This window comes from Paenibacillus sp. FW126-R14, from assembly GCF_058789495.1.
This window is the reverse complement of the sequence record NZ_JBYTBS010000023.1, coordinates 13737-40638: the sequence shown is the minus strand read 5'-3', so window position 1 is coordinate 40638 and position 26902 is coordinate 13737. Positions and strand designations below refer to the sequence as shown.

General features: G+C 51.6%; 22 protein-coding genes. 8 read left to right on the top strand and 14 right to left on the bottom strand.

The window, feature by feature from the left end; genetic code table 11:
* The first annotated feature begins 182 nt into the window (after positions 1–182).
* Positions 183–2330 carry a DNA topoisomerase III gene (locus AC3WRW_RS16205; RefSeq protein ID WP_492547339.1) on the top strand — a complete coding sequence of 716 codons (2148 nt, stop codon included), beginning with the start codon at positions 183–185 and terminating at the stop codon, positions 2328–2330.
* Positions 2331–2415: 85 nt separating this feature from the next.
* Here AC3WRW_RS16205 and AC3WRW_RS16200 read toward each other — a convergent pair whose 3' ends face one another.
* From AC3WRW_RS16200 to AC3WRW_RS16185, 4 genes are all read right to left on the bottom strand, one after another.
* On the bottom strand, positions 2416–2760 hold the full coding sequence (locus AC3WRW_RS16200; RefSeq protein WP_492547338.1) for a hypothetical protein: 345 nt from the start codon (positions 2758–2760) through the stop codon (positions 2416–2418).
* Positions 2761–2859: 99 nt separating this feature from the next.
* A complete protein-coding gene (lspA, locus tag AC3WRW_RS16195) occupies positions 2860–3330 on the bottom strand; it encodes a signal peptidase II (protein ID WP_492547337.1) in 471 nt (156 codons plus the stop codon).
* A gap of 147 nt (positions 3331–3477) precedes the next feature.
* On the bottom strand, positions 3478–4113 hold the full coding sequence (locus tag AC3WRW_RS16190) for an HAD-IA family hydrolase (RefSeq protein WP_492547336.1): 636 nt from the start codon (positions 4111–4113) through the stop codon (positions 3478–3480).
* Positions 4107–4403, bottom strand: a complete 297-nt coding sequence (locus AC3WRW_RS16185; RefSeq protein ID WP_492547335.1) for a hypothetical protein — start codon at positions 4401–4403, stop codon at positions 4107–4109. The genes AC3WRW_RS16190 and AC3WRW_RS16185 overlap by 7 nt, the downstream gene beginning before the upstream one ends.
* Positions 4404–4567: 164 nt before the next feature.
* Here AC3WRW_RS16185 and AC3WRW_RS16180 point away from each other — a divergent pair, with 164 nt between their 5' ends.
* The 7 genes from AC3WRW_RS16180 (at position 4568) to AC3WRW_RS16150 (ending at position 13147) form a co-directional block, all read left to right on the top strand.
* On the top strand, positions 4568–5131 hold the full coding sequence (locus tag AC3WRW_RS16180) for a CcdC protein domain-containing protein (RefSeq protein WP_492547334.1): 564 nt from the start codon (positions 4568–4570) through the stop codon (positions 5129–5131).
* Positions 5132–5387: 256 nt separating this feature from the next.
* A complete protein-coding gene (locus tag AC3WRW_RS16175; protein WP_492547333.1) occupies positions 5388–7685 on the top strand; it encodes a helix-turn-helix domain-containing protein in 2298 nt (765 codons plus the stop codon).
* Between the two features lie 153 nt (positions 7686–7838).
* Entirely contained in the window at positions 7839–8789 is a 951-nt protein-coding gene (locus tag AC3WRW_RS16170; protein WP_492547332.1) for an ABC transporter permease, read from the top strand.
* A gap of 11 nt (positions 8790–8800) precedes the next feature.
* Positions 8801–9667, top strand: coding sequence for a carbohydrate ABC transporter permease (locus tag AC3WRW_RS16165; RefSeq protein ID WP_492547331.1), 867 nt, complete (start codon positions 8801–8803; stop codon positions 9665–9667).
* Between the two features lie 43 nt (positions 9668–9710).
* Entirely contained in the window at positions 9711–11249 is a 1539-nt protein-coding gene (locus tag AC3WRW_RS16160) for an extracellular solute-binding protein (RefSeq protein WP_492547330.1), read from the top strand.
* Positions 11250–11272: 23 nt separating this feature from the next.
* Entirely contained in the window at positions 11273–12691 is a 1419-nt protein-coding gene (locus tag AC3WRW_RS16155; protein ID WP_492547329.1) for a sulfatase family protein, read from the top strand.
* Positions 12692–12859: 168 nt separating this feature from the next.
* A complete protein-coding gene (locus AC3WRW_RS16150; RefSeq protein WP_492547328.1) occupies positions 12860–13147 on the top strand; it encodes a hypothetical protein in 288 nt (95 codons plus the stop codon).
* Between the two features lie 283 nt (positions 13148–13430).
* Here AC3WRW_RS16150 and AC3WRW_RS16145 read toward each other — a convergent pair whose 3' ends face one another.
* From AC3WRW_RS16145 to AC3WRW_RS16100, 10 genes are all read right to left on the bottom strand, one after another.
* Positions 13431–14471, bottom strand: a complete 1041-nt coding sequence (locus AC3WRW_RS16145) for a FecCD family ABC transporter permease (RefSeq protein ID WP_492547327.1) — start codon at positions 14469–14471, stop codon at positions 13431–13433.
* A complete protein-coding gene (locus AC3WRW_RS16140; RefSeq protein WP_492547326.1) occupies positions 14468–15493 on the bottom strand; it encodes a FecCD family ABC transporter permease in 1026 nt (341 codons plus the stop codon). Before AC3WRW_RS16140 ends, AC3WRW_RS16145 begins: the two co-directional genes overlap by 4 nt.
* A gap of 80 nt (positions 15494–15573) precedes the next feature.
* Positions 15574–16557 carry an ABC transporter substrate-binding protein gene (locus AC3WRW_RS16135; protein ID WP_492547325.1) on the bottom strand — a complete coding sequence of 328 codons (984 nt, stop codon included), beginning with the start codon at positions 16555–16557 and terminating at the stop codon, positions 15574–15576.
* A 138-nt stretch (positions 16558–16695) separates the two neighbouring features.
* On the bottom strand, positions 16696–18030 hold the full coding sequence (locus AC3WRW_RS16130) for an LLM class flavin-dependent oxidoreductase (protein WP_492547324.1): 1335 nt from the start codon (positions 18028–18030) through the stop codon (positions 16696–16698).
* 18 nt (positions 18031–18048) lie between these two features.
* On the bottom strand, positions 18049–18687 hold the full coding sequence (locus AC3WRW_RS16125) for an RraA family protein (protein WP_492547323.1): 639 nt from the start codon (positions 18685–18687) through the stop codon (positions 18049–18051).
* A gap of 29 nt (positions 18688–18716) precedes the next feature.
* The gene (locus tag AC3WRW_RS16120; protein WP_492547322.1) at positions 18717–20672 is read right to left on the bottom strand and encodes an IucA/IucC family protein; all 1956 of its coding nucleotides are present in this window, start codon (positions 20670–20672) and stop codon (positions 18717–18719) included.
* Entirely contained in the window at positions 20672–22492 is a 1821-nt protein-coding gene (locus AC3WRW_RS16115; protein ID WP_492547321.1) for an IucA/IucC family protein, read from the bottom strand. Before AC3WRW_RS16115 ends, AC3WRW_RS16120 begins: the two co-directional genes overlap by 1 nt.
* Before the next feature lie 10 nt (positions 22493–22502).
* On the bottom strand, positions 22503–23741 hold the full coding sequence (locus AC3WRW_RS16110) for an MFS transporter (protein ID WP_492547320.1): 1239 nt from the start codon (positions 23739–23741) through the stop codon (positions 22503–22505).
* Between the two features lie 2 nt (positions 23742–23743).
* On the bottom strand, positions 23744–25498 hold the full coding sequence (locus AC3WRW_RS16105) for an IucA/IucC family protein (protein ID WP_492547319.1): 1755 nt from the start codon (positions 25496–25498) through the stop codon (positions 23744–23746).
* 35 nt (positions 25499–25533) lie between these two features.
* The gene (locus AC3WRW_RS16100) at positions 25534–26901 is read right to left on the bottom strand and encodes an aspartate aminotransferase family protein (RefSeq protein WP_492547318.1); all 1368 of its coding nucleotides are present in this window, start codon (positions 26899–26901) and stop codon (positions 25534–25536) included.
* Position 26902 lies beyond the last annotated feature (1 nt).

Sequence of the window (26902 nt, the reverse complement as noted above, 5' to 3'; positions counted from 1 at the left end):
TGCGTCAGCTCCTTTCTTATCCCATACGTTTATTATACCTTGAAATTAGGACAAAAGCAGGCAAAATCAATCGTTATTCGACAAAATTCTTTAGGATTATTTACCCATATTTTATCCCTATTTGAAAAGAAATCGTCTTTCGCTTATGCTAATTTGTAATAAGAAATGAGGTCATTATTCCTATGAAAACTCTTGTGCTCACTGAAAAACCGAGCGTCGCCAAAGAAATCGCCCGCGTACTCGGCTGCAATCAGAAACAGAAACACCATTACGAAGGCGCCAAATATGTCGTCACCTGGGCGCTAGGCCACCTCGTTACCCTCGCCGAGCCCGATGATTACGATACCAAGTACAAAACTTGGAATTTGGAGGATCTTCCCATCCTCCCTGAGCGCATGAAGCTCAAGGTCATGAAGGAAACGTCGCATCAGTTCCGCGGAATCGAGCAGCTGAGCCGGCGCGGCGATCTCGCCGAACTGGTCATTGCGACGGACGCCGGGCGGGAAGGCGAGCTCGTCGCCCGCTGGATTATGGAGCTGATCCGCTGGAAGAAGCCGTTCAAACGGCTTTGGATTTCGTCGCAGACGGATCAGGCGATTCGCGAAGGCTTCTCGAAGCTAAAGCCGGGCACAGACTACAACCGGCTGTATCAAGCAGCCGTCTGCCGTTCCGAGGCCGATTGGCTGATCGGCCTTAATGTAACGCGCGCGCTGACCAGCAAGTTCGGCGCGTCCTTGTCCGCCGGGCGTGTGCAAACGCCCACGCTGGCCATGATGATTAACCGCGAGGCGGAAATCCGGGATTTCCGGTCCGTCGACTATTGGTTAATCGAAGCCGATTTGGGCTCTTTCCGCGCAGCGTGGCGGGACCCCAAAACGGGAGACACGCGCATTTTCGACCGCGAGCGCGCAGACAGCCTGAAAGCGAAGCTGCAGGGCCAAAGCGGCCGCATCGCTCAGATTCAGCAAACGGAGAAGCAGATTCCCCACCCGCTTGCTTACGATTTGACGGAGCTTCAGCGCGACGCCAACCGCAAATTCGGCTTTTCGGCCAAACAGACGTCGAACGTCCTGCAAAGATTGTACGAACAGTACAAGATCGTCACCTATCCGCGGACGGATTCACGCTATCTGACTTCGGATATGGCTGCGACCTTGGCTGGCCGGCTCAAGGGCGCCGCGATCGGTCCCTATGCGCCGCTCGCCGCTCCGCTGCTGCGCAAGCCGTTAACGATCACAAAGCGCATTGTCGACGATGCCAAAGTATCCGATCACCATGCGATCATACCGACCGGCGAAGCAGTTTCGCTTGCCGCCTTAAGTGCAGACGAGCGCCGGCTCTACGATCTAATCGTACGCAGATTCCTGGCCTTGTTCTATGGCCCTTGCCGCTACGACGAAACGAAGCTGACCGTCGACATAGCCGGCGAGAAGCTGTATGCATCAGGCAAAGTGGTGAAGCAGGCCGGCTGGAAAGAAGTTTACGGCGCTAACGATTTCACCGATCCCGACCGGGAAGAAACGGACACGGATGACGATGCCTCTCAGCTGCTGCCGCAGGCCAAAGAGAAGGATCCCGTTACCGTCAAACAAGCCCGCCAGTTGAACCGCCAGACCAAGCCGCCGGGCAGATACAACGAAGCCTCTTTGCTGGCGCAGATGGAGAAATGGGGCCTTGGCACGCCGGCAACGCGCGCGGATATTATCGAGAAGCTGGTCGCTTCCGACACCATCGAGCGTCAAGGCTCCCAGCTCATTCCGACAGGCAAGGGCAAGCAGTTGATTGAGCTCGCCTCGGAAGAGCTGCGTTCCCCTGAGCTGACCGCGCGTTGGGAGCAGGAGCTCGAACGCATCGCCAAGGGCAAAGGCAGCATGGACAAATTTTTAAGCGGGATTCGCGCAAAAACTGTGGAATTAGTTAGCGAGGTTAAGAAAAGCGATGCCGCCTATAAGCCGCATAACTTAACGGGCAGCAAATGTCCGGATTGCGGACAATTTCTTCAGGAAGTTAAGGGAAAAAGAGGCCGTTATCTCGTTTGCTCCAGCCGGGAATGCTCCTACAAGCGGGAAGCGGACGGACAGCTGACGAATCACCGTTGTCCCCAGTGTCATAAAAAGATGGAGATTCACACAGGCAAATCCGGCAAGTATTTTCAATGCCGTCCCTGCAACGTGGTCGAGAAGGTGGACAATGAAGCTTCCGGCGGCGGCCGCCGTGCCTCAGCCAAAGCGAATCGTCAATTAATCGAGCAGTATTCCGATCAAGCAGGGATCGGCAACTCGCTCGCTGACAAGCTTCGTGCGGCCATGCAGCAGAGCAAAGAAGAATAGCCTCTTCGTGGCGTGGCTCCCTTACACGAACCCTATGCAAAAAGCTGCCCCTCGTCATCTACGATGACTTTGGGGGCAGCTTTTTTTATGCGTTATTCGCTTGTGCCGTAACTTTGCCTTTTACCGCCAGCTCCAGCTGCTCCAAGCTTGTAATCCCCAAGCTGATCAGCGCTTCTCCCGCTTCCATATGAACATTCGCCAATATATTCATACTTGTATTGGGAACAAGCGATTTGCGGAATTCATGAAATAAGACGGCGTTATACGTCTTGAGAACCGTCATGAATTCTACTGTCGGAGGAACGAAGCCGCGCATTTCGGAAGATTTCCAGAAAAAATCCCTTACATGTATAATATCAGCGCCTGTCCGATTCAACTTACGAATCATAGCAAAAAATTCATCGATCAAAGCCTTTCTCTCCAGACTCACACGATCATCTCCAGTCTAACATGAACCCTTTTCATACTCCCGTATAAAAGGATAATTATAGTTCCTTAGATCTATAATTATAGTATATTAGACCTATATTTACGAGAGGATTTTTTCTTTGCTATACCTTTTCCTAAGAAATGAGATTAACATTTCCAAGGCAAAACAGACGACGCCCAAATTAATCGCCAAATCCGCCACATTCATGATGCCATTCCCCGAACGGAAAACGATAAAATCCGTTACTTTCCCGAACAGCAGACGCTCAATGCCATTTCCGATTGCCCCGCCCGCGAAAAAAGCCGCTCCAGCTTGCATGAGGTAGCCTTGGATGCGCCCCGTTTTCCGGAAGTAGAGAATGACAGCGACAATAACGACGGCCAAAATACCGAGGTAACGGCCCCATCCCTGCAGCGAACTGCCTGCCGCTCCCGTATTTTGATAATATGTAAACGAAATAATGTCCTTATAGAACGGCATGGATTCTCCCACTTTCAACATGGAACGAATCCAGACCTTCGATATTTGATCAACGGCCGTAACCAAAATTAAGATGAAATAAAATAACATGACACTTCTCCTTCATCAAATAGATCCTCTCTTTGCCATTTTACATGATGCATGACCGTTACTGCGAATTTTGCGCCTCCGGCATCCCGGCGCTCTTCAGCCGGAAACGCAAATAGCCGCCTCAAGGGTGCTTAGGCAGCTGCGCAGTCATACTAACCCCTGAAGCGTCTTCAACAGCTCCCCCGGGGTATTTGCAAAATAATCGGGCTGTCCTCTATACAGCAGAGGCCGGGCGTCAAACCCCCATGTGACCGCCACAATCGGCACGCCTAATTTCTTGCAGGCCTCGATATCTCTTAATTCATCTCCGACGTAAATCATCCGCGCAGCCGTTGTGCCCCATTGCTTCATGACTTTGCGAATGGCATGATGCTTGCCGAAAAGGAGCTTGGCGGAAATAATTTCCCTAAAGTAGCCTTCCATCTTGTTATTTTTCAAAAACAGACGGATGTTCGCTTCCGAATTGGAAGAGAGAATAGAGCTTTTCACCCCCTGGGAGGCAAGTTTGGCTACGACCTCTTTCATTCCCGGCACGATATGAAGCGCACGTATGTTATCTTGATATAGCTGCCTTCCGGCGATGATGAGTTTAGGAATCTGCAGGGCCGGCACGCCCAAGTGATTAACCCGCTCCGCCATGGAAAGCGTTCTGAGAAGCGCAAAATCCTGTTCGCGGATTTTGCGAAATTGATGCTGTCCCGCCATTTCATTGTACAACTTCACGAGCAAAGCTCTGGAATCGACAAGTGTTCCATCGAAATCAAATAGGATATGTTTTACCATTCTGTTGTATATAGAAACAGGGCCGGCCCCTCAGTCGGCACTTCTTTGATTTGATTTTGGGCAAATTCTTCAAGCGGATCTTTGACGATATGGGGATTGCTGACGACTCTCAGATCTTCCCATGCACAAGTTACACCGCGTCCATAAGTGTCTGCATCGCCGGCAAACATTTTACAGCCTTGACAGAAATGCTTCTGCTGCTGGGCATCCAGCTTTACAACTTTATTCCGAAGACAACAGTAAATTTCATTGTCAGCATTACATACATTAACGTGAGTGATTAGAGCCATTTCCATGTCAACTCCTTGCGGCGCATTTTGTGTGTAATAGTAAGTTTATAGCACTACTATTAAGTGTATGACAGTTTTTTGTAAACGGAATAAGATTTCTCATGACAAGCTGCCTAAATTTGCTACAATAAGTAAAATGCTGCAAACGAAATGGAGGAACACCTATGCAAGATTGGATGCATTACGCCATCCCGATTGTTCTCATTGGCTTTATTATTTACCGTCGAACCAAACGCACCATCGGCTTTCAAAAGCTGTCCAAAGGCCGGCTCAAGTTCCGGCTCACACTGTTCAGCATTCTGGGGATATTCATTTTCCTGCTGGGCTTCATCCATCCGATTCATTTCATCGGCTATATCATCGGCCTTGCCGCCGGAACGGGACTCGGGCTCACCGCCATTCGCCATACCCGGTTTGAGCATCGGTCCGACGGCTGGTACTACCGCACTCACCTGTGGATCGAAATCGCTGTTCTCGTGCTATTTCTTAGCCGTATCGGCTATCGACTGGCGTTCATCGCACTTTCCGCCGACCCTGCCAGTATGAATCCGGCCGATCCGTCGCAATTTACCAAAGATCCGGTAACCGCGGGCGTCTTCTTCATCATCGTGTCCTACTACATCCTGTTTTTCGGCTATCTGCTTCGGGAAGAAACCAAGTTGGATGCGACTGCAACGATTTCCAATGTCTCCGGCAGCGAAAGCTCTGGCCCTCAAACTGTAAAATAATAAGACAAGGCAGCCCTCCAGGTCCGAAAGCACATAGACCTCCTGAGGGCTGTCTCTTTTTCTATGCAACCCCGCGTAGTTTTAAACCCCCTATTTTTCCGAGTTCGACAGAAATTTTATCTGCATAGACATCTATACCGACAAATTTTATGGTATCCTTCATAGATATACTGCTCCTTATTTGATTTGTCGTTTTATTTTTTGTAAAGCGCTTACATAAAAAAGGACCGGAAATCCGGCGTTCTAGGGGGAAGCTATGAAACGAACCGTATTTATGCGTCTTTTGCTGCATTTAACCATTGCCGTCGTGCTGATTACACTGCTGGTCGGTATGCTCGTTTACCGTTATACAGACTCCATGCTCAAAGAAGAAGTGCTCCTCCATAATCAGGAACTGCTTGGACAGTCGAGGAAAATGGTCGAGCAGGCACTTGGAGAAGTAAAGCAATCAGCGGCTTCGCTTGCCCTGCACTCCGATCTGCAGAAAACGGTATGGCTCTCATGGGATTTGGAGGAGGAGTACCGATTTCTGAAAAATACCGAAGATCTCATCACCGAACGAATCAATTCCTCCACGTACCTGGACTCCATCTATTTGTACAGCGCCCAAAATCAAAAGTTGATCTCTTCCTCCGGCATCACCGACTTGCAGCAGTTTTCATACAAGCAAGGTGTGCAGCAATTTATGGCAAGCAAGCATATTTACGATTGGCAAGCTGTACATCTGGAAGAAGGCGATCATTCCGTCAACGTCATGACGTTTCTTTTCTCAGTCCCCATTTGGGGCATTCAGAAGCAAGGCGCGATCCTTATGAACTTGAAAGAGGATGTGCTGTACAGCGCCGTCGTCAATTCGAATAACCGCAAGCTCGGGAATATGGCTATCTTAAATCAGGAGGGCGAGGTGCTCTCTTATAAGGATAAAAGCATGCTGCTTAGCCGGTTTAATCAAGCGGACATCGAGCGGATTCAGCGCGAGAAGGAAGGCTCGTTCACCGAAAAGATCAATGGGCAGGATACCCTTGTTTCTTTTCTGACCTCGGATGCCAATGGCTGGATTTATTTAACTTTGAATCCCTCAGCCGAAGTATTTAAAAAATCCCATGAAGTCATCCGCGTAACGCTCATGATTTCCTATATCGCATTTTCGCTGGGCATGCTGATGATGATCATCGTATCCATAAGATATTACAAGCCTGTAAGTAGAACAGTGCACATGATCTCGACGCTGCTGGACAAGCCTTTCTCCAAAATGCACGACAGGGATGAGTTCAGCTACATCGGCGATTCGGTCAATCGGCTTTATGTCGAAAAAGAAGCATTTAAAGAAAAATTTCGCGGTCAAGAACTCGTCATTCGGGATCACGTTGTACTCAGCCTGCTTGCGGGCAAGACGAATGACGACGAGTTGATGCGCCAAATGCAGTACTATGAGCTGGATTTAGATCACGCTCATTTCATTGTGCTTGTGCTTCGCATTCATGTGGATGCCGATATTCCGGTTGAGCCTGAGGAGCAAGCGCTAAATTTACTGCATTTTCGTGTACGCGCCATCTGTGAAGAGCTCATAGCAGCTTGCGGGAAAGGGCTGTACGTCAGCCAATTCCACAGCCGTGATGTGCTGATCATGAACGCCGGTCATTGGGGAGGCCCTCAATCCGCCTACCATCATGCGAAGGAGCTGGCGATTCGGTTGCGGAGCCGGGTGGCTGATGAGCTGCATGGAACGGCAGTTACCGTAGGCATCGGCGGGAAGTATGAAAAGTTAAGCGAAATCTCCCTCTCGTATAACGAAGCTTTGGATGCTTTGCTATACGAGCGGATTGCCGGCAAAGGCAGCATTCTAAGCATTTCAGACTATCAAACCAACCATGTGGACCGGAGTCGCTTCACCGCCTGCAGGCAGCTCGTGGACAAACTGATTCATGAGCTCAAAACGTGGAACACGGATAAGGCGCTGCAGCTCAAGGACGAGCTGATCGAGCGGCTTGCGAGCGATGAGTTGGTGGGCTTTCCCTACAAAGATATTATGTTGACGCAGCTTCTTCATTCGCTTATGACCGTTCGTATCGAGCTTTGCGGAGACGAAGAAGACGGCAGTCCGGACTTGATTTTGGCATTCAGCAAAAAGAACAGCTTGGAGCAAGTGCGCGTCGACCTCGGTCTCGTTATACGCGATATCGCTGGAAAGTTGGAAGGAAAACGTGAAGTCAAGCATCAAGATGTCGTGGAGAAGCTGGTCGAGTATACCAAGCAGAATTACCGTGAGCCGATCAGCTTGCAGACACTCGCGGATATGGCCTTGATGAACAGCCAATACGTGTCCAAATTGTTCAAAGAAGTGACCGGGAAAAAATTCCTCGATTATTTGACCGAAACGCGTTACAACGAAGCTTGCCGTTTGCTTGAACAAACGTATTTAACGATAAACGAAATTGCGGAAGCAACCGGATTCGGGCAGAAACAAAATTTGATCCGTACATTTAAAAAATACTGCGGTTTAACGCCTTCCGAATATCGGAATCAGCGATCCGTACAGCGGATTAAAGGGTAAAATGCAACAATTGATACTAAAATGAAAATCTGATACCTAATCAAAAACGAAAATTGAATCCATTCAACCGTATTGATTCTTGCCCGACCTCCCCCTCCTTTTTATGATGAAAGTGCAGTCACAAATGCAGGAAAAGAGAGGGGGAAAAAAGCGATGTCAGTGCCAATCACGACAACTGCACACAAACGGCAGCTTCGTAAACCGACTTTTTGGAAACGTTTACTGGCTAACCGTTATTTGTATGCCATGTTGGTACCTGCGCTTGTCTATTATACGGTGTTTCATTACGTACCGATGTATGGAGCGCTTATTGCTTTCAAGCAGTTCAGCATTACCAAGGGCATTATGGGCAGCCCATGGGTCGGATTCCAGCATTTCACGTATTTATTTGAATTGGAAAAATTTTGGCAAGTCTTTTGGAATACGATCGTAATCAGCTTGTACAGACTCATCTTTGGGTTCCCGTTGCCGCTTATCGTCGCTATTCTACTTAATGAAGCCCGTAAAATCATGTTAAAACGGACGATTCAAACCATCATCTACTTGCCTCACTTCATTTCCTGGGTCATTATGGGCGGACTCTTGATCAGCTTGCTTTCTACAGATCAGGGTGCCGTTAACAATGCCGTCCGTTCGCTATCCGGGGAACCGATCGGTTTCTTAACCGATGAGCGTATTTTTCGCAGTACGTTGGTAGGTTCGATGATCTGGAAGGAATTCGGCTGGAATACGATCATTTACATGGCTGCCCTGGCGGGTCTAAATCCGCAGCTGTATGAAGCAGCCGTTATGGACGGAGCGAATCGATGGCGGCGAATCTGGCACATTACACTGCCGGGCATCCGCAGTACGATTATCATCTTGTTCATCCTGCGAATAGGCAGCTTAATGGAGGCAGGATTTGAGCAAATATTCGTCTTGTATCATCCTGGCGTCTATCGCGTAGCCGATATCATCGACACTTATGTTTATCGAATCGGGCTCACCGAAGGGCGCTACAGCCTGGCTGCCGCAGTCGGCCTGTTCAAATCCGCTATCAACTTCACGCTGCTTATCGTCGCCAACTGGTTGTCCAGAGCGCTCGGCGAGCAGGGTGTGTATTAGGAGGGACAGCTATGCCTAACAGCAGCTTAGGGAGCAAAATCTTCGACTCGCTCAACTACGCGCTCCTAGCACTTCTAGCGTTACTAACGGTATATCCGTTCTGGGATTCGCTGATTGTTTCGATTACGCCGATGCAAGAGAGCGTGACTTCGAGTTTGCATCTAATTCCAAAGAGTGTGACATTCGAGGCTTATCAATACATGCTCAGTCTGGAGCAACTATGGACTTCTTACGGGATTAGCATATTCATAACCGTCCTGGGTACAATCATCAGCATGATCGCAACGACAATGGCCGCCTATGCCCTCTCCAAAAAGCAGCTTCCCGGCGGCAGAACAGTCATGTTCTTGATCATTTTTACGATGATGTTCAGTGGTGGTATTATTCCGACTTACTTGGTCATTAAACAGCTTGGCATGATGAACACCGTATGGGCCATGATGGTTCCGACAGCCATTACAACCTATAACCTGATCATTATGCGCAGCTTTTTCAGCTCCATACCTGAGAGCTTGGAAGAGTCCGCTAAGCTGGACGGATGTAATGACTTCGGCATTTTGCTAAGGGTGGTCGTCCCCCTTTCCATGCCGGCATTGGCGACGATCGCCCTCTTCTACTCCGTTTCCAGGTGGAACGAATTTTTCACGGCGGTCATGTACATTACAGATAAAAAGATATGGCCTCTACAGCTCTTCCTGCGCTCCATGCTAATTGACAACGAGGCCGCTTTCCAATCGGGAGGGGACAGCCCTTTCCTGCTTGGTCCGTCCGTCAAAATGGCGACGATTATGATATCCGTGATTCCTGTTATTCTTATCTATCCCTTCTTTCAACGTTATTTCGTACAAGGGGTTACGCTTGGAGCTGTTAAGGAGTAGCCAGAATCGTAATTTAAGTATAGGAAAATGAGGAGGAACGAACATGCGAATGCAATTGCAGACAAAATGGGTAAGTTTTGCATTAGCTTCAATACTAGCATTAACAACGGCAGGTTGTTCTACTACAACGGACAATGCGAACCTGGCGGAGAACAGCGCAAAAAACGGGCAGCCCACGAAGCTGGTGTTTCTGACATCGGGCGATGCGGCCGCCAAGTCGATTCAACCCGGGGACCGGATTATTGCTGAAATTAACAAGCGACTAGGCATTGATCTCGAGGTCAGGACCGTTCCAGAGGGCGGATATGAGAAAATCAGCGTAGCCATGGCTTCGGGCGATATGCCCGATGTCGTAACCATTAACTATCCTTCAGCTTCCGTGAGCCAATGGATCAGTGAAGGGTTGCTAGTCCCGCTTAACGACTATTTCCCCGTTATGCCGACCGCGAAAGCGAAAATTGAAGCCAATTTCAAGGGAACGGCTGTTGACGGAAAGTATTACGGCTATCCATTCGTTGAACTTGAGCGTTCCAATCAAGCGCTTGCCTACCGAGCGGACTGGCTGGAAACGCTTGGGTTGAAACCGCCTGAGACGCTGGATGACTTTTATCAAACCATGAAAGCCATTGCTACGCAAGATCCGGACAAAAACGGCAAAGCGGACACCTATGGCCTAACGGGAGTTAAGAGTACCGGGTTTAACAGTTCCTTTAACTTCGTATTTTATGCCTATGGTTTGCCTTACTCGGATTGGGCGCTAGATAACGGGGGAAAAGTTATTCCCATTTTTGAACATCCCGCATTTAAGCAAGGCGTTCAGTATATTCACAAATTGTGGAGCGAGAAGCTGATCGATCCCGAATTTTTGCTCAACGACACCCAACAGCGCGAGCAAAAGTTTTATCAAAGCAAAGTCGGATTCATGGCCCCTGCTCTTTACCGCCATGTGAATCGACTGGAAACAAGTTTGCAAAAAGTGAATCCTAACGGCAAGCTTGGCTTTATGGCTCCGCCTGCAGGTCCGGAAGGAAAACGGGGGTTGGCTCAGGCCCCGAAGAGCGGCTTATTCACAGCTATTACGAAAAGTGCGAAAAATCCCGAAAAAGCGGCTAAATTCATTGAATTCATGCTCTCCAAAGAAGGTCGTGATCTACTGGAGCTAGGGATTGAAGGCGTCCATTATACCAAACAAGGCGATAAAATTACTTACAATGAAGAAGAACGGGCAAAAGATAACTTTGCTTCGAACGGATGGTCTCATCCGCTTGCTTGGGGTAGTGTCGTTTGGCCGCTGACGGAAACCTACTTGCCGCAAACCGAGCCTCAAGCGGACAGGGCTAAACAATCCGTTGAGATTGCCTCTAAATATATGGTTCCGAATTTGGTCAACACGACAACGCCGGAAGAAATTGAACGAGGCAGTGTCATTAATGAACTGGCCAATCAATATTATTTGGATATGATTACGGGCAAGAAGGATATCGACAGCGGGCTAACCGAACTGTCCAAGAAGTGGCGGGAACAAGGTGGCGACAAGGTGCTGGAAGCTGTTAATAAAGCTTATTTGGCACAAAAAAAATAAGTAACGGAGGCGAATGAACAACGATGAGTAATGATCAAAAGCAGGAATCGAAAGCAAGCCGAAATGAGCAGCCAAACATCGTAGTCATCCTATCGGACGACCACGGGGCGTGGGCTATGGGATGTGCGGGCAATCACGAGATCCGCACACCCAATCTGGACCGACTTGCAGACCAAGGGATGAGGTTCTCGAGCTTTTTTTGCACCTCGCCGGTCTGCTCGCCGGCACGTGCTTCGCTGATGACTGGGCGCATTCCGTCCCAGCATGGCGTGCATGATTGGATCCGGGATGGCAATGTCGGCGAATCCCCTATTCAATATTTGCAGGGGCAAACGGCGTATACCGATGTTTTGGCTGGCGCCGGTTACGTTTGCGGGCTAAGCGGCAAATGGCATCTGGGAGACAGCGTCACACCGCAAAAAGGGTTCACGCATTGGTACGCGCACCAAAGCGGCGGCAGCAATTATTACAATGCACCGATGATTCGCGATGGCGAACTGGTGAATGAGCCTGGTTATTTAACCGACGTCATCACGGACGATGCGCTCTCCTTCTTAGATCGGCAGGACGGCAGCAAGCCGTTCTACTTAAGTGTCCACTACACAGCGCCTCACAGCCCATGGATCGATAATCATCCTCAGGACATTGTGGATTCTTACGATGGCTGCAATTTTGAAACCTGTCCACAGGAGCCCAAGCATCCATGGTCGATTAAAACAGCGCCTTGGTCGGACGATCAGCGGGAGAATTTAAAAGGTTATTTTGCCGCTGTAACCGCGATGGATACGAATATCGGCCGGATCGTAGATAAGCTGGACAGCATGGACATTCGCAAGGATACCCTGATTATTTATATGGGTGACAACGGCTTCAATTGCGGCCATCACGGCATATGGGGAAAAGGAAACGGTACGTTTCCTCAGAACATGTACGATACTTCAGTCAAAGTGCCAGCCATTTTCAGCCAGCCGGGCATCATTCCCCAAGGGCAAGTTTGCGAAAATCTCGTTAGCGGGTACGATTTCCTGCCTACACTGCTTGCTTATGTGGGTTGTGATCAACCGAATACCATTAGGCTTCCTGGCTCCAGCTTCCACTCCCTCCTCCTGGGCGAGTCAGCTCCTATGCGTGAGCAGGTTGTCATTTACGACGAATACGGTCCCGTGCGGATGATTCGGACGACCGACTGGAAATATGTGCATCGATACCCTTACGGCCCGCATGAGCTGTATAATTTGAGCGAGGATCCCGATGAAAAGCATAATCTGATCGACCTTCCCGAGACGCAAGAGCAGTCCATCGCGATGAGAGGAGAGCTGGAAGCCTGGTTTGCCCGTTACGTCGATCCGATGATCGACGGCGCCCGTGAAGGCGTAACCGGGCTTGGGCAAATAGGATTGGCCGGAGTTCGAGGTAAAGGGAAGAAGGCATATTTTGAATAAGACATATTAAACGTACACAGAACCGCCATGATCCAACATTTGGAGCAGCAAGTTTGTTCACTGCGTCTTTCCTGTCGTTAAAATTACCTAGAAAACGACAACGGCATTCGAGCGACATTTTAGCCGAAGTACGTTAACCTATGAAAAATGATTCATAGGAGGACAACAATGATGCGAGATTTGGGATTCATAGTACTGGGTGTGTTCGTTATAGGTATCATGTTGTGCATGTTTGTAGATGTGCTCATAAAGAACAAATCGATGATGCTCTCCTATCAGAGTCAACATGGGAATGAAAGTACTGAGAGATCCGTGAAGGTCATTGAGGTATTTGAGGGGCTTGAGGATTTTGGAGCCTCAGAGGAGTTATGGTCCGCTCAGAATAGAGAAGTTGTTTACCCGATGTATATTGATTGCAGCCGCAACGACTATCAAGTGCAGCCTTCTGCGTGCTGAAGGCGGAACTAAACCTGGGCTGAGGATGCAGGGAAAGCTAACAAGGGAATGGATATGGGGCCTCACACCCTGCCCATTCCCTTGTTGCTCTCGTCCCGACTTTCGGCCCTATCCCACCGCTCATCGCCCGCGAGACAGCCTTTTCGGACCTCTCACGGCCGTTCCTCGCCTTCTCCGCGTCTGAGACGGCCTTTTTCGCTCGCTCACGCTGGCTTTCGGCCTTATCCCACCACTACCCCCCGCTAATTCATGAGCGGCGTGGCCCCTTTACAGCCCCTCCCCGTCATCGATTGCGATTCCGATACAGCAAAAAAATAAAAAACGGCGCGCCCACCCCTGCCGTAAACACGCCTGCCGGAATGTCGAGCGGAGGAAAAGCCGTCCTCGCCACCGTATCGGAAATCAAGACCAAGAGGCTGCCGATCAGCGCCGACACCGGAATCAGTCCCCCATAAGCGGGAGGGACCAGCTTTCTGGCAATATGCGGGGAAATTAATCCGACGAAGCCAATCGCTCCCGCAACAGCCACCGCAGAACCGGCCAGCGCCACACTAATGAACAGCAGCATGAGCCGGTGAAGCTGGACTTTGGCTCCCAGCCCTGTCGCCAGATCATCCCCCAGCTCCTGCACGTTAATTTGTCTGGCAAAGTAAATAGCCAGCGGAATAAACACAATGACCCAAGGCAGCAAAGTATACACGTTGTCCCAAGAAGCGCCGTAGACGCTCCCGGTCAGCCATGTATAGGCTTTGCTCGCGGAATTCATAGGGCTTAGCACGATCATTAACATAGTTAATGAACTGGTCGCCGCCGAAATCCCGATCCCGATCAAGACAAGTCTCGTTGGCGTAACCCCTTTATGCCATGCCAATAAATAAATGATAACGGACACCAGGGCAGCCCCAACGAAAGCAGCCAGCGGCATCCAATGAATGCTGACAGTGCCCGCAAAATAAGTAATAAACGTAACAGCCGCCAGGGTCCCTCCTCCGGTAACGCCAATAATATCAGGCGAGGCTAGCGGATTGCGGATCATCCCTTGAAGAATCGATCCTGCAACCCCTAGCGAAGCTCCCACAAGGATTCCCACAATAATCCGAGGAAGCCTTAGCGTTCCGATCACCAACTCTTGCTGCGGGGTGCCTTGTCCAAAAATCGTTTTCAACACAGCCTGCGGTGAAGTGAAATTGGTGCCAAGCCCCGTGCTGACGAAAAATAGCAGGACGGTAAGCAGCGTCAGCCCCGAAATAACGAGAAGCGTCCTCCCGTGAATAAGAAACGAATAACGGTCAGCCTTGCTTCGAAATGCGATTAACCGTCTCATGGCTTTCCTCCTTTCGAGCCCAGCCCTTTTCTAGCCGTATAGATGAAAAAAGGCACACCGATCAAAGCGGTCATAATACCGATCGGCAGCTCGCCGGGCATGATGACGAACCGGGCTGCAAGATCGGCCAATAGCAGCAAAACAGCCCCCAGTACAGCGCAATAAGGAATGACCCAACGGTAATCGATGCCGACAATAGATCGCGTGATATGCGGAATGACGAGACCGACGAACCCGATCGAGCCGGCGACGGCGACGGAGCTTCCCGCTAGAAGAATCACCGTAATCGCAACGGAAACTTTCACCAACCCAAGCTTCTGCCCCAAGCCTCTGGCGACATCGTCGCCAGAAGAGAGAATGTTCACGGGATGCGCCAGCACCAAGGCTGCACCCCCGGCTGCGAGCATGTAGGGCAGCACGGGAATCAACGCATCCAAGTTTTTGCCCGCCACCGATCCGGCCAGCCAGAACATCACATTCTGCAAGGTAGCCTCGCGAACGACGAGCATGCCTTGCGTGAACGAGCTGAACAGTGCCGTCATAGCGGATCCGGCCAGTACAATTTTAACAGGCGTCAATCCCTCTCTCCCCAAAGAACCAAGGAAATACACGGCAAACGCAGCAATGGCTGCCCCCGCAAAGGCCACCCATATCAATTGGTTGATAGACGTAAGAGGGAGAAACGTAATCGCGATGACGACACACGAAATGGCGCCCGCATTAATGCCGAAAATGCTCGGAGAAGCTAGCGGATTCCGTGTCAGCGCCTGCATAAGCGCCCCTGCAACGGCTAAGTTGGCTCCTACCAGCGCAGCAAATAACGCTCGCGGAATCCGGGTCGTTCGGATAATCACTTGCTCGTTCGAATTGACATCGTAATGAGTCAGCGACTGGACAACCGACGCCATGCTTGTATGCGACGAACCAAGCACGACGCTTAATCCGAACGAGACTAGCAAAATAACAATGCCAAACACCAAACCCAACGCTTTATAGGGTGTCTGGTGCAATAATGGTCTCACAGGGATTCTCCTTTCCTATACTTGCTTTAAAATTAAGGGAAGGCCGTTGACATAGAAGGTCAACAGCCTTGAGCTTATAACTATTTTGTTAAACCGTAGAAGCCATACAAATCATCGAGCATTAGGACTGCCGCAAGCGGACCGGAACCGTTATTCCATGTCGCCGCATTAACCTCGAAGACTTTGCCGGCTTTCACGGCTCTCAAATTTTTCCACAGCGGAGAATCGCTCCACGCTTTCCTCAATTCCAAGCGGCCATCTGTCCGATTCGCCGTCTGGTCAAAAATGATGTCAGCATCCATCTGCGTAATATTTTCTTTGGATTGAAGCTGGATTCCCCAATCCTTGCCCCTCTGGCTGGCCGGACGCGTGATGCCGAGCTCCTCCAGAACTGAGGCCGAGAACCCTGTGTAAACGATGCGGGCATGATCCACGCGGAAGTCCACGATGCCGGCTTCCAGTTTCAACTTATCTCCCATTTTCGTTTTAAAATCCGTTACTTTCTTGTTCCAATCGGCCAAAAATTTGCCCTCGGCCTCCTGCGTGTTCGTCGCTTCAGCCGTCAATTTCAACGAATCTTTCCAGAAGTACACGTCTTCCGTCATAACCGTTGGCGCAATGGCCTTTAATTGCTCGTAAATTTTCTCATCACGGAACTTGCTCCCGATAATCAGATCCGGCTGAAGAGCAACCAGCTTCTCCAAGTTCGGCTGGTTCTCCGACCCCAGATTCGTAACGCCTTCCATCTTCCCTTTGATGTAGTTGTACCAAGGCTGCTCGATCCAAGCCTCAACCGCTCCTACCGGCTTCACGCCTAAAGCCAGCGCGGCGTCCGTCGCCCCTTGAAACAAAGTGACGACTTTTTTAGGCGTCCCTTTGATTTCCGTCGTGCCCATCGCATGCTTGATCACTCTCACGCTATTCGCGTCCGCAGTCGCCTGTGCCGGCGCTTGCGTTGATGCTGTTGCCGGAGCCGCTTCCTGCTTAGGCTGACATCCGGTGAAGACGGCTGCCATCGTCAGCATTGCAGCGAGCAGCAGTGTTGCTTTTTTTTGCCGTACCATTTCTGTTAATCCCCCTAAATATATATTCAATTAATGATATTGATTCTCATTCTTATTATACGGAAGTGCTTGGCGATGAAAATGGACATTTGCGACAGCTTTTTTGTACGATTCTGACAACCATCCGCTCAAAACCGTCTAACTGCGTACCGCAAGCTTGTCATCAAGCGTTAATCCCAAATGCTCTCGCAAAGTTGACCCCGTGTATTCCGTCCGATAAATGCCCCTGTTTTGAAGCTCGGGAACAACTTTGTTCACAAAATCATCCAAGCCGCATGGCAGCAGAGCAGGCATCAAATTAAAGCCGTCAGCAGCCCCGTTCTCCAGCCAGCGCTGCATCTCGTCTGCCATCTGCACGGCAGTGCCGGCGAATGTGAAATGTCCCCTGCCGCCTGCTGTCCGAATAATCAGCTCTCTAATCGTCAGCTTTTCCCGGCGCGCCAAGTCTACGTACAGCTGGAAACGTGCTTTTTGCCCTTGAATTTCGTCAACGGAAGGAAGATCCTCCAGCGGTACGGGGCCGTCAAGCGGATAGCCGAACATATTGACTCGGAGCAGATCCGAGAGGCTCTTGATGCCATACTCCGACACCGCCAGCTCATTAAGCTCTCTCTCTTTATCCTTGGCTTCCGCCTCGGTATCGCCCACGATTGGGATGAAGCCCGGCAAAATCTTCAATTGGTCCTCGGATCGGCCGAACGTTCGCAGTCTGCTTTTTACATCTGCATAAAATAAAGCCGCGTCCTCCATTGTGTTTTGCGCCGTAAAGATCACTTCCGCCAGCTCCGCAGCGAACTGCTTGCCATCCTCGGACGAGCCGGCCTGCACCAAGACGGGATGCGTCTGAGGCGAACGAGGGATATTCAAAGCCCCTTTGACAGAAAAGAACTCACCGTTAAACTCTGCTCCCTTGATCTGGCCGACATCGGCATAAAGGCCTGACTGCTTATCGATGAGCAGCGAGCTTTCGGACCATCCTGCCCACAAGCGCTTAACAACCTCCACAAACTCCTTCCCTCGCGCATAGCGGACAGTATGGTCCAAATGGTGCTCCCGGCTAAAATTTTGCGCCGTCGCATCCCCCGTGGAAGTCACAATGTTCCATCCCGCACGGCCGCCGCTAATGTGATCCAGCGAAGCGAATTTTCTCGCTATGTGGTACGGCTCGTTATAGGTGGTTGATGCCGTAGCCGTCAGACCGATGCGTTCGGTCACAGCCGCAATGGCAGACAACAGCGTAAAAGCTTCCAATTGGGGAATGACCCGATATTTAATTAATGGGGTTAACCGATATTTTTCCGCCAAAAAAATAGCGTCCATTTTGCCGCGTTCGGCCGTTTGGGCCAGCTGTTGGTAATAGCTCAGACTCGTCGCAAGCTGCGGCTGTGCGTCCGGATGCCGCCATGAGGCTTCATGATGGCCCGTGCTCAAAATAAATAAGTTCAAATGCAGCTGTTTCTTCGGCTTATTCACTTCTATCACCTCGGATACTCAATTTATCTGTGACGGCAGCACAGGTGGCGAAAGCACATAGCCGTATTCTTGTCTTCTCTGCTCTTCTTTCCGCTGCTTTTCCAACGCTTTAATGCCGATTTCCGCCGCTTCGCCCGGACTGATAACGAAAACGCCGTCGTCGTCCCCCACGATTAAATCGCCCGGCTGGACGCTGACCCCAAATACGCTGACCGGCGTGTTGACCTCGCCTTCAAGCTTCAGCGTCCGCGTAGTAAGCGCGCTGATTCCCTTGGAGTAGACGGGGAAGCCGAGCCCTGTAATCGCCCGAACGTCCGCAGCGCAGCCGGAAACAATGACACCGGCAACCTTCTTGGCTATCGCCGCATAGGTTCTGAATTCCCCCCAGCAAGCCCGCTGCTCGTCGCCCGACATGTCAATGACGAGCACATCTCCGGGCTGCACCAGCTCCATCGCCTTCGTAATCGCGCTGGAGTCAATATGGGGAGTCCGCACCGTAACGGCGTTTCCCAGCAGCCTGATCGGCCGGAACAGCGGCTGTGCGCCGTGCAGGAACCCGAAATCCGTCAAGTGACCGATGGTGGAGGGACTAATCTCCCGGTACAACTCCAGCAGTTCCGGTGTTACGCCTTGCACTCTTGATTGAATACGAAACATAAACGATCTCTCCCTATTCTTAAAATCATTTATCCAAGACCCGTTAGCTGCGCTTCTTGGTCCAAGCCCTGCGTCTTAGCCAAAATGTGAAATGGATTCGCCACTTCGCCTTGCCCATAAGGCATGCTGCCCGGTACGCGCATCGTCTGCTTCTTAAGAAGCGGACGCACCACCTGCTTCCACGGCCATACGGCTTTAACGAACAGTGCCTCCTGCAAAACGTTTGCCACCTCATCCGGCAATTCCGCTTTCTGCATGGCTTCCTCCAAACAGGTTTGCAGCTCTTTCCACAAGGATTCCTCGCTCAACCCGTAATACTGGGAAACGCTTCGCAGAATCGCATAACTGTTCACTTGGATGCCGAGCATTTGGAAAAAAGTCAACAGCTTATGCGGCTGCTCGTGATACAGCGAGTTCGGATAGCCCGCGCGCAGCGTATAAGCTGGGTCCTCCAGACCGTTTGCGTTCAACCACGGCACATGCACTCGCAGCGCATCGTGATCGCGAAGCAGCAGCCCTTCGATTTTGCCTTGCTTCCAAACCAGCACGCAGTTTTGACCGTGTACTTCCGGCATCATGCCGAGTCGGAATAAGCGGAAACAGATCTCGAAGTAGGGTACCAGTACTTCATGAAATAACTGCACGACTGCAGCTGGTTCGCTGCGATCCGATCCCATCAGCTTTAGCCACTCATCGAAAATATGGCCGTTTTCCGCTGAAGCGTAAACCGATAACGCGGACATCGGCAGCAGCCGAATGTCGGCATCCTGCACGAGTTCGGCGGGATATTCCCGAACCATCGCCGACAGATGCCGGGGATAATCGGCGAACAAATCGCGATCCTCCGGCAAATACGCCCACCATTTCGTTTCATCGCATAAAAAAAGCTTCTGCTGCAGCACCGCATCCCGCTCCACGGCTTGCCTCATCAACCGTTCCGCCTGCTGGCCGTTCATCAGCTTGATCGCCGACAAATAGCGCAGCCCGCCTAACGAATAAATGCCTAACGGCAGTTTGACATGATAAGGGCTCTCATTTTCGGGCATTAACGAACGGACGGATGACGTAGCGTAGAACGTTCCCGTCTCAGTCTCCAACGGGATGCAAATTCCCTCTTCAAGCTCTTTCTTGATCTGCTCGGGCAAAATGGCCGACATTTGCCACGGATGCACAGGAATAGCCGTATAAGCCCCATCGCCCAGACCGCGTCTGTTCAGTTCATCGCTGATCTGGCTCCGCTCTTCGTCGGAGAGCAGCAGGTCGACAGGAAATAATTCTTTCCCTTCCTCAAGCCCGGATACGACATAATCCTGCTTCACCGCCATCCAATTCAGCTTGATCGGACGGCCGAACTCCGCCGTATAGCTGCTGCACTCGTCATAGGCCCAGCCCTGCTTCACCTTCGACACCGGGTGGAATGGCCTGTCCCGGTAGCCTGCTTTTCGTTCGGCCGCCAAGAAGGATGCACGCTGCGGCAGCCCGAGAATGTGCGCAGCCGGCTGCTCATTTTCAAGCGAGAATGCGGTTTGCAGCAGCGTTTGCTCGATCATATGCAGGAACTTTACCGCCCCGTACGGATCAACCGCCGCCGGATCGTTCGCATACAGCATCACGACATGCCCCATCAGCTCCAAAGGGCTGGGTTTGGACAGCAGTGCTGCCTTGCCGGCATGAAGGCTTGCTTTGTACAATCCATAAGAAACTTCAAACCAATACGGCTGCGCAATGGACGCACGCACGGGAAACACAATGACGGCATCCTCCAGGTGCCACCGATATACATGCGTTGCCTGCGCCGCTTCAGCGCCAAACTGCTCCTGAACCGCCTTCATCTGCGCATCCTGCATGATAATCGCTTCCCATTCCGCTTTGGATAGGCGTTCTACGGACGCATGGCCGTCGAGAAACTGTTCCGCCAGCAGCGCATTCACCAAATCTTCCATGACACGTTGTTCGGCTCTATCCCGCGTAAGTTTGTTTGGCATTAGCTTTGGCCTCCTTGTGAGAAACGATAGTGAGATAAAGGATTAGGAACATGCTTGGGATCGACTTCCATGTCTTTCCACAACCTTCTCCGCGCCAACTGTTCGATCCGAATTGTATCGGAGAAGAGATTATATTTTTCAAAGTTAGCCCCATGCTCGGGGTGCTCTTGCTGGTACTGATGAATGACATCCGCGACCATTTGCCAAAATTGAGATTCCTCAAGCCCATAGCGCTCATGCAAAAATAAGCCGATATCACCTAAGCATACGAAGAAGAAGGCGCTGTGCAGAAAATCTTTGACCGCATCCAAATCGTCGGTTTGCATATAGGAATGGCGGTTGATCGCCCGGTGCGCCGCAGGCTCCAGGTTCAGATCCGGGCAAGCCTCAGGCTGCGGCAGCTGCGCTTTGGAGAACCGCAGGCCGTCATGGAAATCTTTCAATGCCAGCCGGGCGGGCAGGCCGTCCTTATGAAGGAGGACGATATTTTGTGCGTGAGACTCCATCGCCAGTCCGTGCGCATACAGCATGTGGATAAGTGGCGTAATGGTTACATCCAGCAGTTGGCGCGTCCATGCTTGGATGCCGTATTTTTGCACCCAAGGTTCAATGAATGGCTGCTGGCCGTCTACATACGTAACCGAGCTTAACGGAATGGCCTCTTCGCCCTCACTCAAAAAGCGGTGTACGCTTTGCCTCCACACAGCCCCTAAGTTTCCATATGCCTGCGGCTGCAACTCCTCCTGAAGCTTCTCATATTGATAGGTGACCCCGGCGAACTCCGCCAGAAAAACCACCCCAAGCTTCTTAACCACGGCATCGTTCTCGGTCACCGACAGCAGCCAACGTGAAACAAGCGGTGCGTTCAGAACGGTGTGCTTTGCGAGCATGCGTCTCGTCGACGTATTCGTAATATTCAGCGCCATTTTCAAATAAGCTTTCTCTTTGTTCGATTGATTTGCCCAACTACGGATAGATTGCTGCGCGTGATATACGTCGGAGCCATAACCAAGCCTTACAATCTTAGAGTCCGCTAACTGCTGCTCAAAAGCCGCTGCAATCACATGCTCCCACTGCCACGGATGAACAGGCATGAACAAGTAGTCCTCCACATTCAACCCTTTGTCCGTCAAAACAGACTCGAACCGCTGATAGGTTTCGCTCCCAAGTTCATACTGGAGGATAGCCCGGTAATCCTCCCCCTCCAGAAGGGACAGCTGACTTTCAGCCTTGGAAACCGCCAGCCACACAGGCCGCAGGTCTTGTCTAAATTCCGGACCGTATTGTGCGTTCTCCTCCGCGCTAAAGCCGATTCGCGATTTATAGCACGGGTGATACGGATGTCCGTCCAGCAAGCTTTCCAACTCATCATAGCTGCGTTGCTGTCCCGATTCAGACACAGAGACTCTGTAAGTCTGAGCCTGCACGTCTTTCACGAAGGTATTCCTCAGCTCGTCTTCCAGCATCCCAAGCCGCTCTTTATCCGGTTGAACCTGACCGAGCACTTCTTCTACGAACTGGGATACGTGCGCTCCCTCCCATTCTCCATTTCCTTTCTGCCGCTCGATCTTCTCTCTGTCTATACGTATGCGGTCAAAGGTAAATTTCCGCTTCGCCTTGAAACGGTACTGAACCGGCTCGCCTGCAGCCTTCTGCCCCTGCAAAACAAGCTCGCCGTCAAATCCGGAAGCCGGTACTCCGCTTAAAGGCACGGCGATTTCTTCATAAAGAACGGCCTCGATCAGTTGGCCGAGCACCCGCTGCTCCACTATTGCTTCAATATCAGACTGGCTTGCAGATACCCATTGTGTATTCGTCATTCGTCACACCTCATTTGTAAATTTCCTGGCTGCCCGTCAGGACGGCCGTTTCCTTGCGCTGCATGATATAGGGGAACACTTTCACTTTCATCCAAATGTTGCTGATGATGAGCAGGACTGCCGCACAAAGAAAGATCATCGGCAAGCCGAAGCTGGACGCTACTGCGCCCATACCGAGCGAGCCTGCCAAACCGCCCAGCAGCACGGCGCAGTTGACATAGCTGTATGTCCGGCTCTCCATGCCCGCCGGCGCATACTGCCGGATGAGCACATTCATCGACGGCATCATGCCGCCAATGCAGGCTCCCGTGCAAAACCTTAACACAATTAACTGCCACAGCTGGTGGACGAACGCTTGCGGGATCGAGAAAACGATCGCGCCAAATACCGCATAGAGGAAGATCCGGTGCGAGCCGAATTTGTCGCCCAGCTTGCCCAGATGCGGAGCCGTGATCATATTGGCAATGCCCATGGCAGCCGAGGTTATGCCTGCGAGGACGACCAGATTAGAGGATCCGGCCGCCAATTGCTGCACATACAGCGGAATGAGCGGCAGGGTGCCGATCATTGCCGCCCTTAGTAAGGCAGAGGAGACGAACAGCGAGGCGATTGGCTTTCTAGCCACGATCGTTTTGAAATCCTGTAGCATTCCCGTCTTCTTCTCGGTTTTTTCTTTCTTCTCAAACGTTTCCTTAACGCCGAAAATAACGATGATTGCCGCAACGAAAATGCTGATGCCCGTATAAAAGAACACTTCTCTCAGGCCGAAATGGTCGGCCATCAAACCGCCCAGCAGCGGTCCGCAAATCGTTCCGGCAACCGCGCCGGAATGTAAAACACCCAACGCATACCCGCTGCGCTCTTTGGGCGTATTCGTTGCCGTAAGGGCAATCGCTGCCGGACCGAACCCGGAAAGCACGCCGTTAACGAGACGCAGCAGCAGCAATTGTACCGGACTGGTGGCGACGCCCATCAAGGTGATCGTAACGGCCATGCCGATGCCGGAGCGCACCAGCATGACTTTGCGGCCGTACTTGTCGGCCAGCTTCCCCCAGAGCGGCGAGAACAGAAAGGCCGTCAACAGATTCGCTCCGTAGATCATGCCTGACCAGAAAAGCACTTTTTTCGGATCGGTTAGCCCAAGGTCTTGCAAATACAGCGGTAAAAAAGGGGTGATGCTGCTCGTGGAAGCCATAGCCAGAAATTGACCGACATAGATGATGTACAGATTGCGTTTCCATTTGTCCACGGCTATACCTTCATCGGATTGGGAATCTCGACGAACAGCGGTCTTTCTCCCCTGGCCAGAAAACAACTGGTGAAATTGGCTTTCGCCGGCAGGCATTCGCTGTGGAGCAAATCGTCGATATAAGGGAGCAGCCGGTCGTCCGCTCCTGAACGCTCCTGCTGGAGCACTTGTTGAACGATGTGCCAGTAAGGTTCCTCGCCTTCACGGCTGTAGGCCGCTATCGTATGAATCAGCGAACCCAAGTGGTTCACGAAGAAATAATATTTGGTCCTCATCCACGCTTCGGACTCTTCGTACAGCACAGGACTGCTCTCTGCGATCAGCTTGCCTACCCAGCCCGCCTCGGCTGCCTTGCGGCGATCGATGCTGACGCCTTCGAGGTCGCGCACATAATAGCAGTCGGGCATGCCATTCTTCAAGGACACCAGCGAATTTTGCAAATGCGCCTCGAAGGAGATTCCCCATTCGGCTAACAGCCGCAGCAGCGATACCATAGAAATTCGCAAATAGGCCGCCAACCAGTCGCGCAAATCAGGGAGCGCTCCCTGCCCGCTTCGTCTGATAGCCTGGATCAGCTTGGGCTCCGTTTGTTCCGGCAAACTTTCCAGGAGCGATGCCAGCACATAGGTGAACGGGTTAGGAAGCTCCATCGGACGGTAGATAACCGTGAAGCTTGATGACCATTCCTCCGATATCCTAACGCTGCTGTAGCCTGTCTCCGACAAAATCTGGAAGCAATCCGTTTGGCATTCATGCTTAAGATGATGCAGCACTCTTGCCGCATCCATCGTCCGCTCAGCCTGCTCCTGCGTATTCTCGCGGAGCAGATTCGTAATGCGAACATGCAGCGGCAGCTTGAAGCCGTAGCCTTCTGCCGGTTCCCATACTGTTCTTACCGAAGAAGTCGGATATACGACAGGCCCGCATAAGCCAAGACTGATGATGTCGGATTGTTTCTGCCACTGTCGGACTTGGGGCTGGCGCATCACATAATCCGCTTGCCATGGATGCATGGGCAGCAGGCGGTAGTCCCCGGCTGCCTCCTCCAACTGCTGACGAGCGTGCAAAATGGCGGACGGCGGAATCGCCGCAGCTTCTTCTCCGGCTAGCCACTCTTCATGGACGAATGCCTTGCGGACTGCAAAGTAATGCAGCTGGAAGGAGGCGCCCATCTCGGGGCTGTAAGCCGCAAGCTCGCTGAAGTCAAAGCCCTCGGTGCTTTTCGGATAGGGATGAAACGGATGCCCCGTATAGAGCGACTGCTCCGAACGGACGCATTCGTGCTTCCAAGCCTGCTCCGCTTGTCCCTGATGAAGGAAATGCTCCATATAGCGGCTCATTTGGCGGTAGCTGTTCTCGATTCGCGTTCGTATGTTCTGTTCGTGCGCCTCGCGATCGCCTGTTTTTTCACGGCATCCCAGCTCGGTGAGCAGCAGCGTAAGCAATCGCGCCATATCCAGCTCGCGAAATACCCCGCCGGACACCGCTTCGTATACGAACGCTCCATATACGTGCTGTCCGATAGCCGAATAATACGTCATGGCTCCCGCAATCGTTTTGCCGGTCATCGGAAGATGCAGCATAAACGGGTCGCCTTGCTTAGGGAAGGAATCGATGAAATAACGCAATCCGGGGATTGGAGCTCTTGGATCTCTTTCCCCGGTCTCTCTCAAATAACAGTTCAGTAATGCGCGTATGGTTGCCGTTTCGGCCAGTTCTGCGCTTTTGGCGGCTGCGTCCGTTTGCTGTTGTAACATCCGTGGTCGATCTCTCCTTTCCCTACCGGCTCCGATCATGCATCCAAAGCTGCGCAAGCCGCTTGAACGGCTTCGCTGAACAAACGTGCAATCTCATCTAATTGCTGCTGCGTGACGATGAGCGGGGGCAGGAAACGCATGACGGAGGAATGTCTGCCGCCGACTTCAAGAATTAAGCCTCTATGGAAGCATTCCTGTTGAATTCGTCTGGCCAGCTCAGGATACTGCGGATAATGGCCTAACGGGTCCAACGTCTTTTTCGCGTTGACGATTTCTACACCGACCATTAATCCCCGGCCACGCACGTCTCCGATACAAGTCACATCCAGCTTCAGCGCATTCAAATGATTGCGAAGATGTTCACCGAGCTGCTCCACTTTGCCGGGAATATCGTGCTCTTTGATGTATTTCAGCGTAGCAAGACCGGCTGCCATTGCCATTTGATTGCCCCGGAACGTGCCGATATGCGCACCAGGCTTCCATACATCCAATTTGCTATGGTAAATAACGACCGATAACGGCAGGCTGCCGCCAATCGCTTTCGACAACACCAGCACGTCCGGGATAATGCCGGCATGTTCGAAAGCGAACAGCTTGCCGGTTCTCCCTAGTCCCGTCTGCACCTCATCAATAATGAGCGGAATGTTCCTCTCCTGCGTGATCCTGCGCATCTCGCGCAGCCATTCCACAGGTGCAGGAATAGACCCGCCCTCGCCCTGCACAACTTCAAAAATCATGCCGGCCGGCGACACAATGCCGCTTTCTGGATCGTCGAGCAAGTTCTCGATATAACGGGAGGAAATCTCCTGCGTCCGCTCTCCGCCAACGCCAAACGGGCAGCGGTATGCGTAAGGATACGGCATGAAGTGTACGTCCGGCATCAGCCCGTTCACTTTCTCTTTCTGCCCGAGCGTTCCGCTGAGGCTCATCGCCGCATGCGTTGATCCGTGGTATCCGCCTTGGAAGGACAGGATGCTGCGGTTGCCCGTAGCTGTTTTGACGAGCTTAATCGCTGCTTCAATAGCATCTCCGCCTGTCGGGCCGCAAAATTGAATGCGTGCGTTCTTAGCGAACTCCTCCGGCAAGCTGGCAAACAACTCGTCTACGAACCTTTCCTTCAGCGGAGTCGTCAGGTCCAATGTGTGCAGCGGTCGTTTGCTGTCCAGCATTTCCTTAATGGCCTCAACGACCACAGGGTGATTATGACCAAGTGCAAGCGTGCCGGCACCGGCAAGACAGTCGTAATACACCTTGCCGTCCATATCTTTTACGTAAATTCCCTCCGCTTCTTGTATCGCAATCGGAAGCCTTCTGGGATACGATCTCGCGTTGGATTCCCGCTGCGATTGGCTTTCGAGATAGCGCGTATTTTGGGACTGTTCTGTGACAGTAAGATGGACCATT

Coding starts and splice junctions, on each gene's coding strand:
- AC3WRW_RS16205 (WP_492547339.1), top strand. CDS start 183: ATGAAAACTCTTGTGCTCACTGAAAAACCGAGCGTCGCCAAAGAAATC.
- lspA (WP_492547337.1), bottom strand. CDS start 3,330: ATGTTATTTTATTTCATCTTAATTTTGGTTACGGCCGTTGATCAAATA.
- AC3WRW_RS16190 (WP_492547336.1), bottom strand. CDS start 4,113: ATGGTAAAACATATCCTATTTGATTTCGATGGAACACTTGTCGATTCC.
- AC3WRW_RS16185 (WP_492547335.1), bottom strand. CDS start 4,403: ATGGCTCTAATCACTCACGTTAATGTATGTAATGCTGACAATGAAATT.
- AC3WRW_RS16180 (WP_492547334.1), top strand. CDS start 4,568: ATGCAAGATTGGATGCATTACGCCATCCCGATTGTTCTCATTGGCTTT.
- AC3WRW_RS16175 (WP_492547333.1), top strand. CDS start 5,388: ATGAAACGAACCGTATTTATGCGTCTTTTGCTGCATTTAACCATTGCC.
- AC3WRW_RS16170 (WP_492547332.1), top strand. CDS start 7,839: ATGTCAGTGCCAATCACGACAACTGCACACAAACGGCAGCTTCGTAAA.
- AC3WRW_RS16165 (WP_492547331.1), top strand. CDS start 8,801: ATGCCTAACAGCAGCTTAGGGAGCAAAATCTTCGACTCGCTCAACTAC.
- AC3WRW_RS16160 (WP_492547330.1), top strand. CDS start 9,711: ATGCGAATGCAATTGCAGACAAAATGGGTAAGTTTTGCATTAGCTTCA.
- AC3WRW_RS16155 (WP_492547329.1), top strand. CDS start 11,273: ATGAGTAATGATCAAAAGCAGGAATCGAAAGCAAGCCGAAATGAGCAG.
- AC3WRW_RS16150 (WP_492547328.1), top strand. CDS start 12,860: ATGATGCGAGATTTGGGATTCATAGTACTGGGTGTGTTCGTTATAGGT.
- AC3WRW_RS16145 (WP_492547327.1), bottom strand. CDS start 14,471: ATGAGACGGTTAATCGCATTTCGAAGCAAGGCTGACCGTTATTCGTTT.
- AC3WRW_RS16135 (WP_492547325.1), bottom strand. CDS start 16,557: ATGGTACGGCAAAAAAAAGCAACACTGCTGCTCGCTGCAATGCTGACG.
- AC3WRW_RS16125 (WP_492547323.1), bottom strand. CDS start 18,687: ATGTTTCGTATTCAATCAAGAGTGCAAGGCGTAACACCGGAACTGCTG.
- AC3WRW_RS16120 (WP_492547322.1), bottom strand. CDS start 20,672: ATGCCAAACAAACTTACGCGGGATAGAGCCGAACAACGTGTCATGGAA.
- AC3WRW_RS16115 (WP_492547321.1), bottom strand. CDS start 22,492: ATGACGAATACACAATGGGTATCTGCAAGCCAGTCTGATATTGAAGCA.
- AC3WRW_RS16105 (WP_492547319.1), bottom strand. CDS start 25,498: ATGTTACAACAGCAAACGGACGCAGCCGCCAAAAGCGCAGAACTGGCC.
- AC3WRW_RS16100 (WP_492547318.1), bottom strand. CDS start 26,901: ATGGTCCATCTTACTGTCACAGAACAGTCCCAAAATACGCGCTATCTC.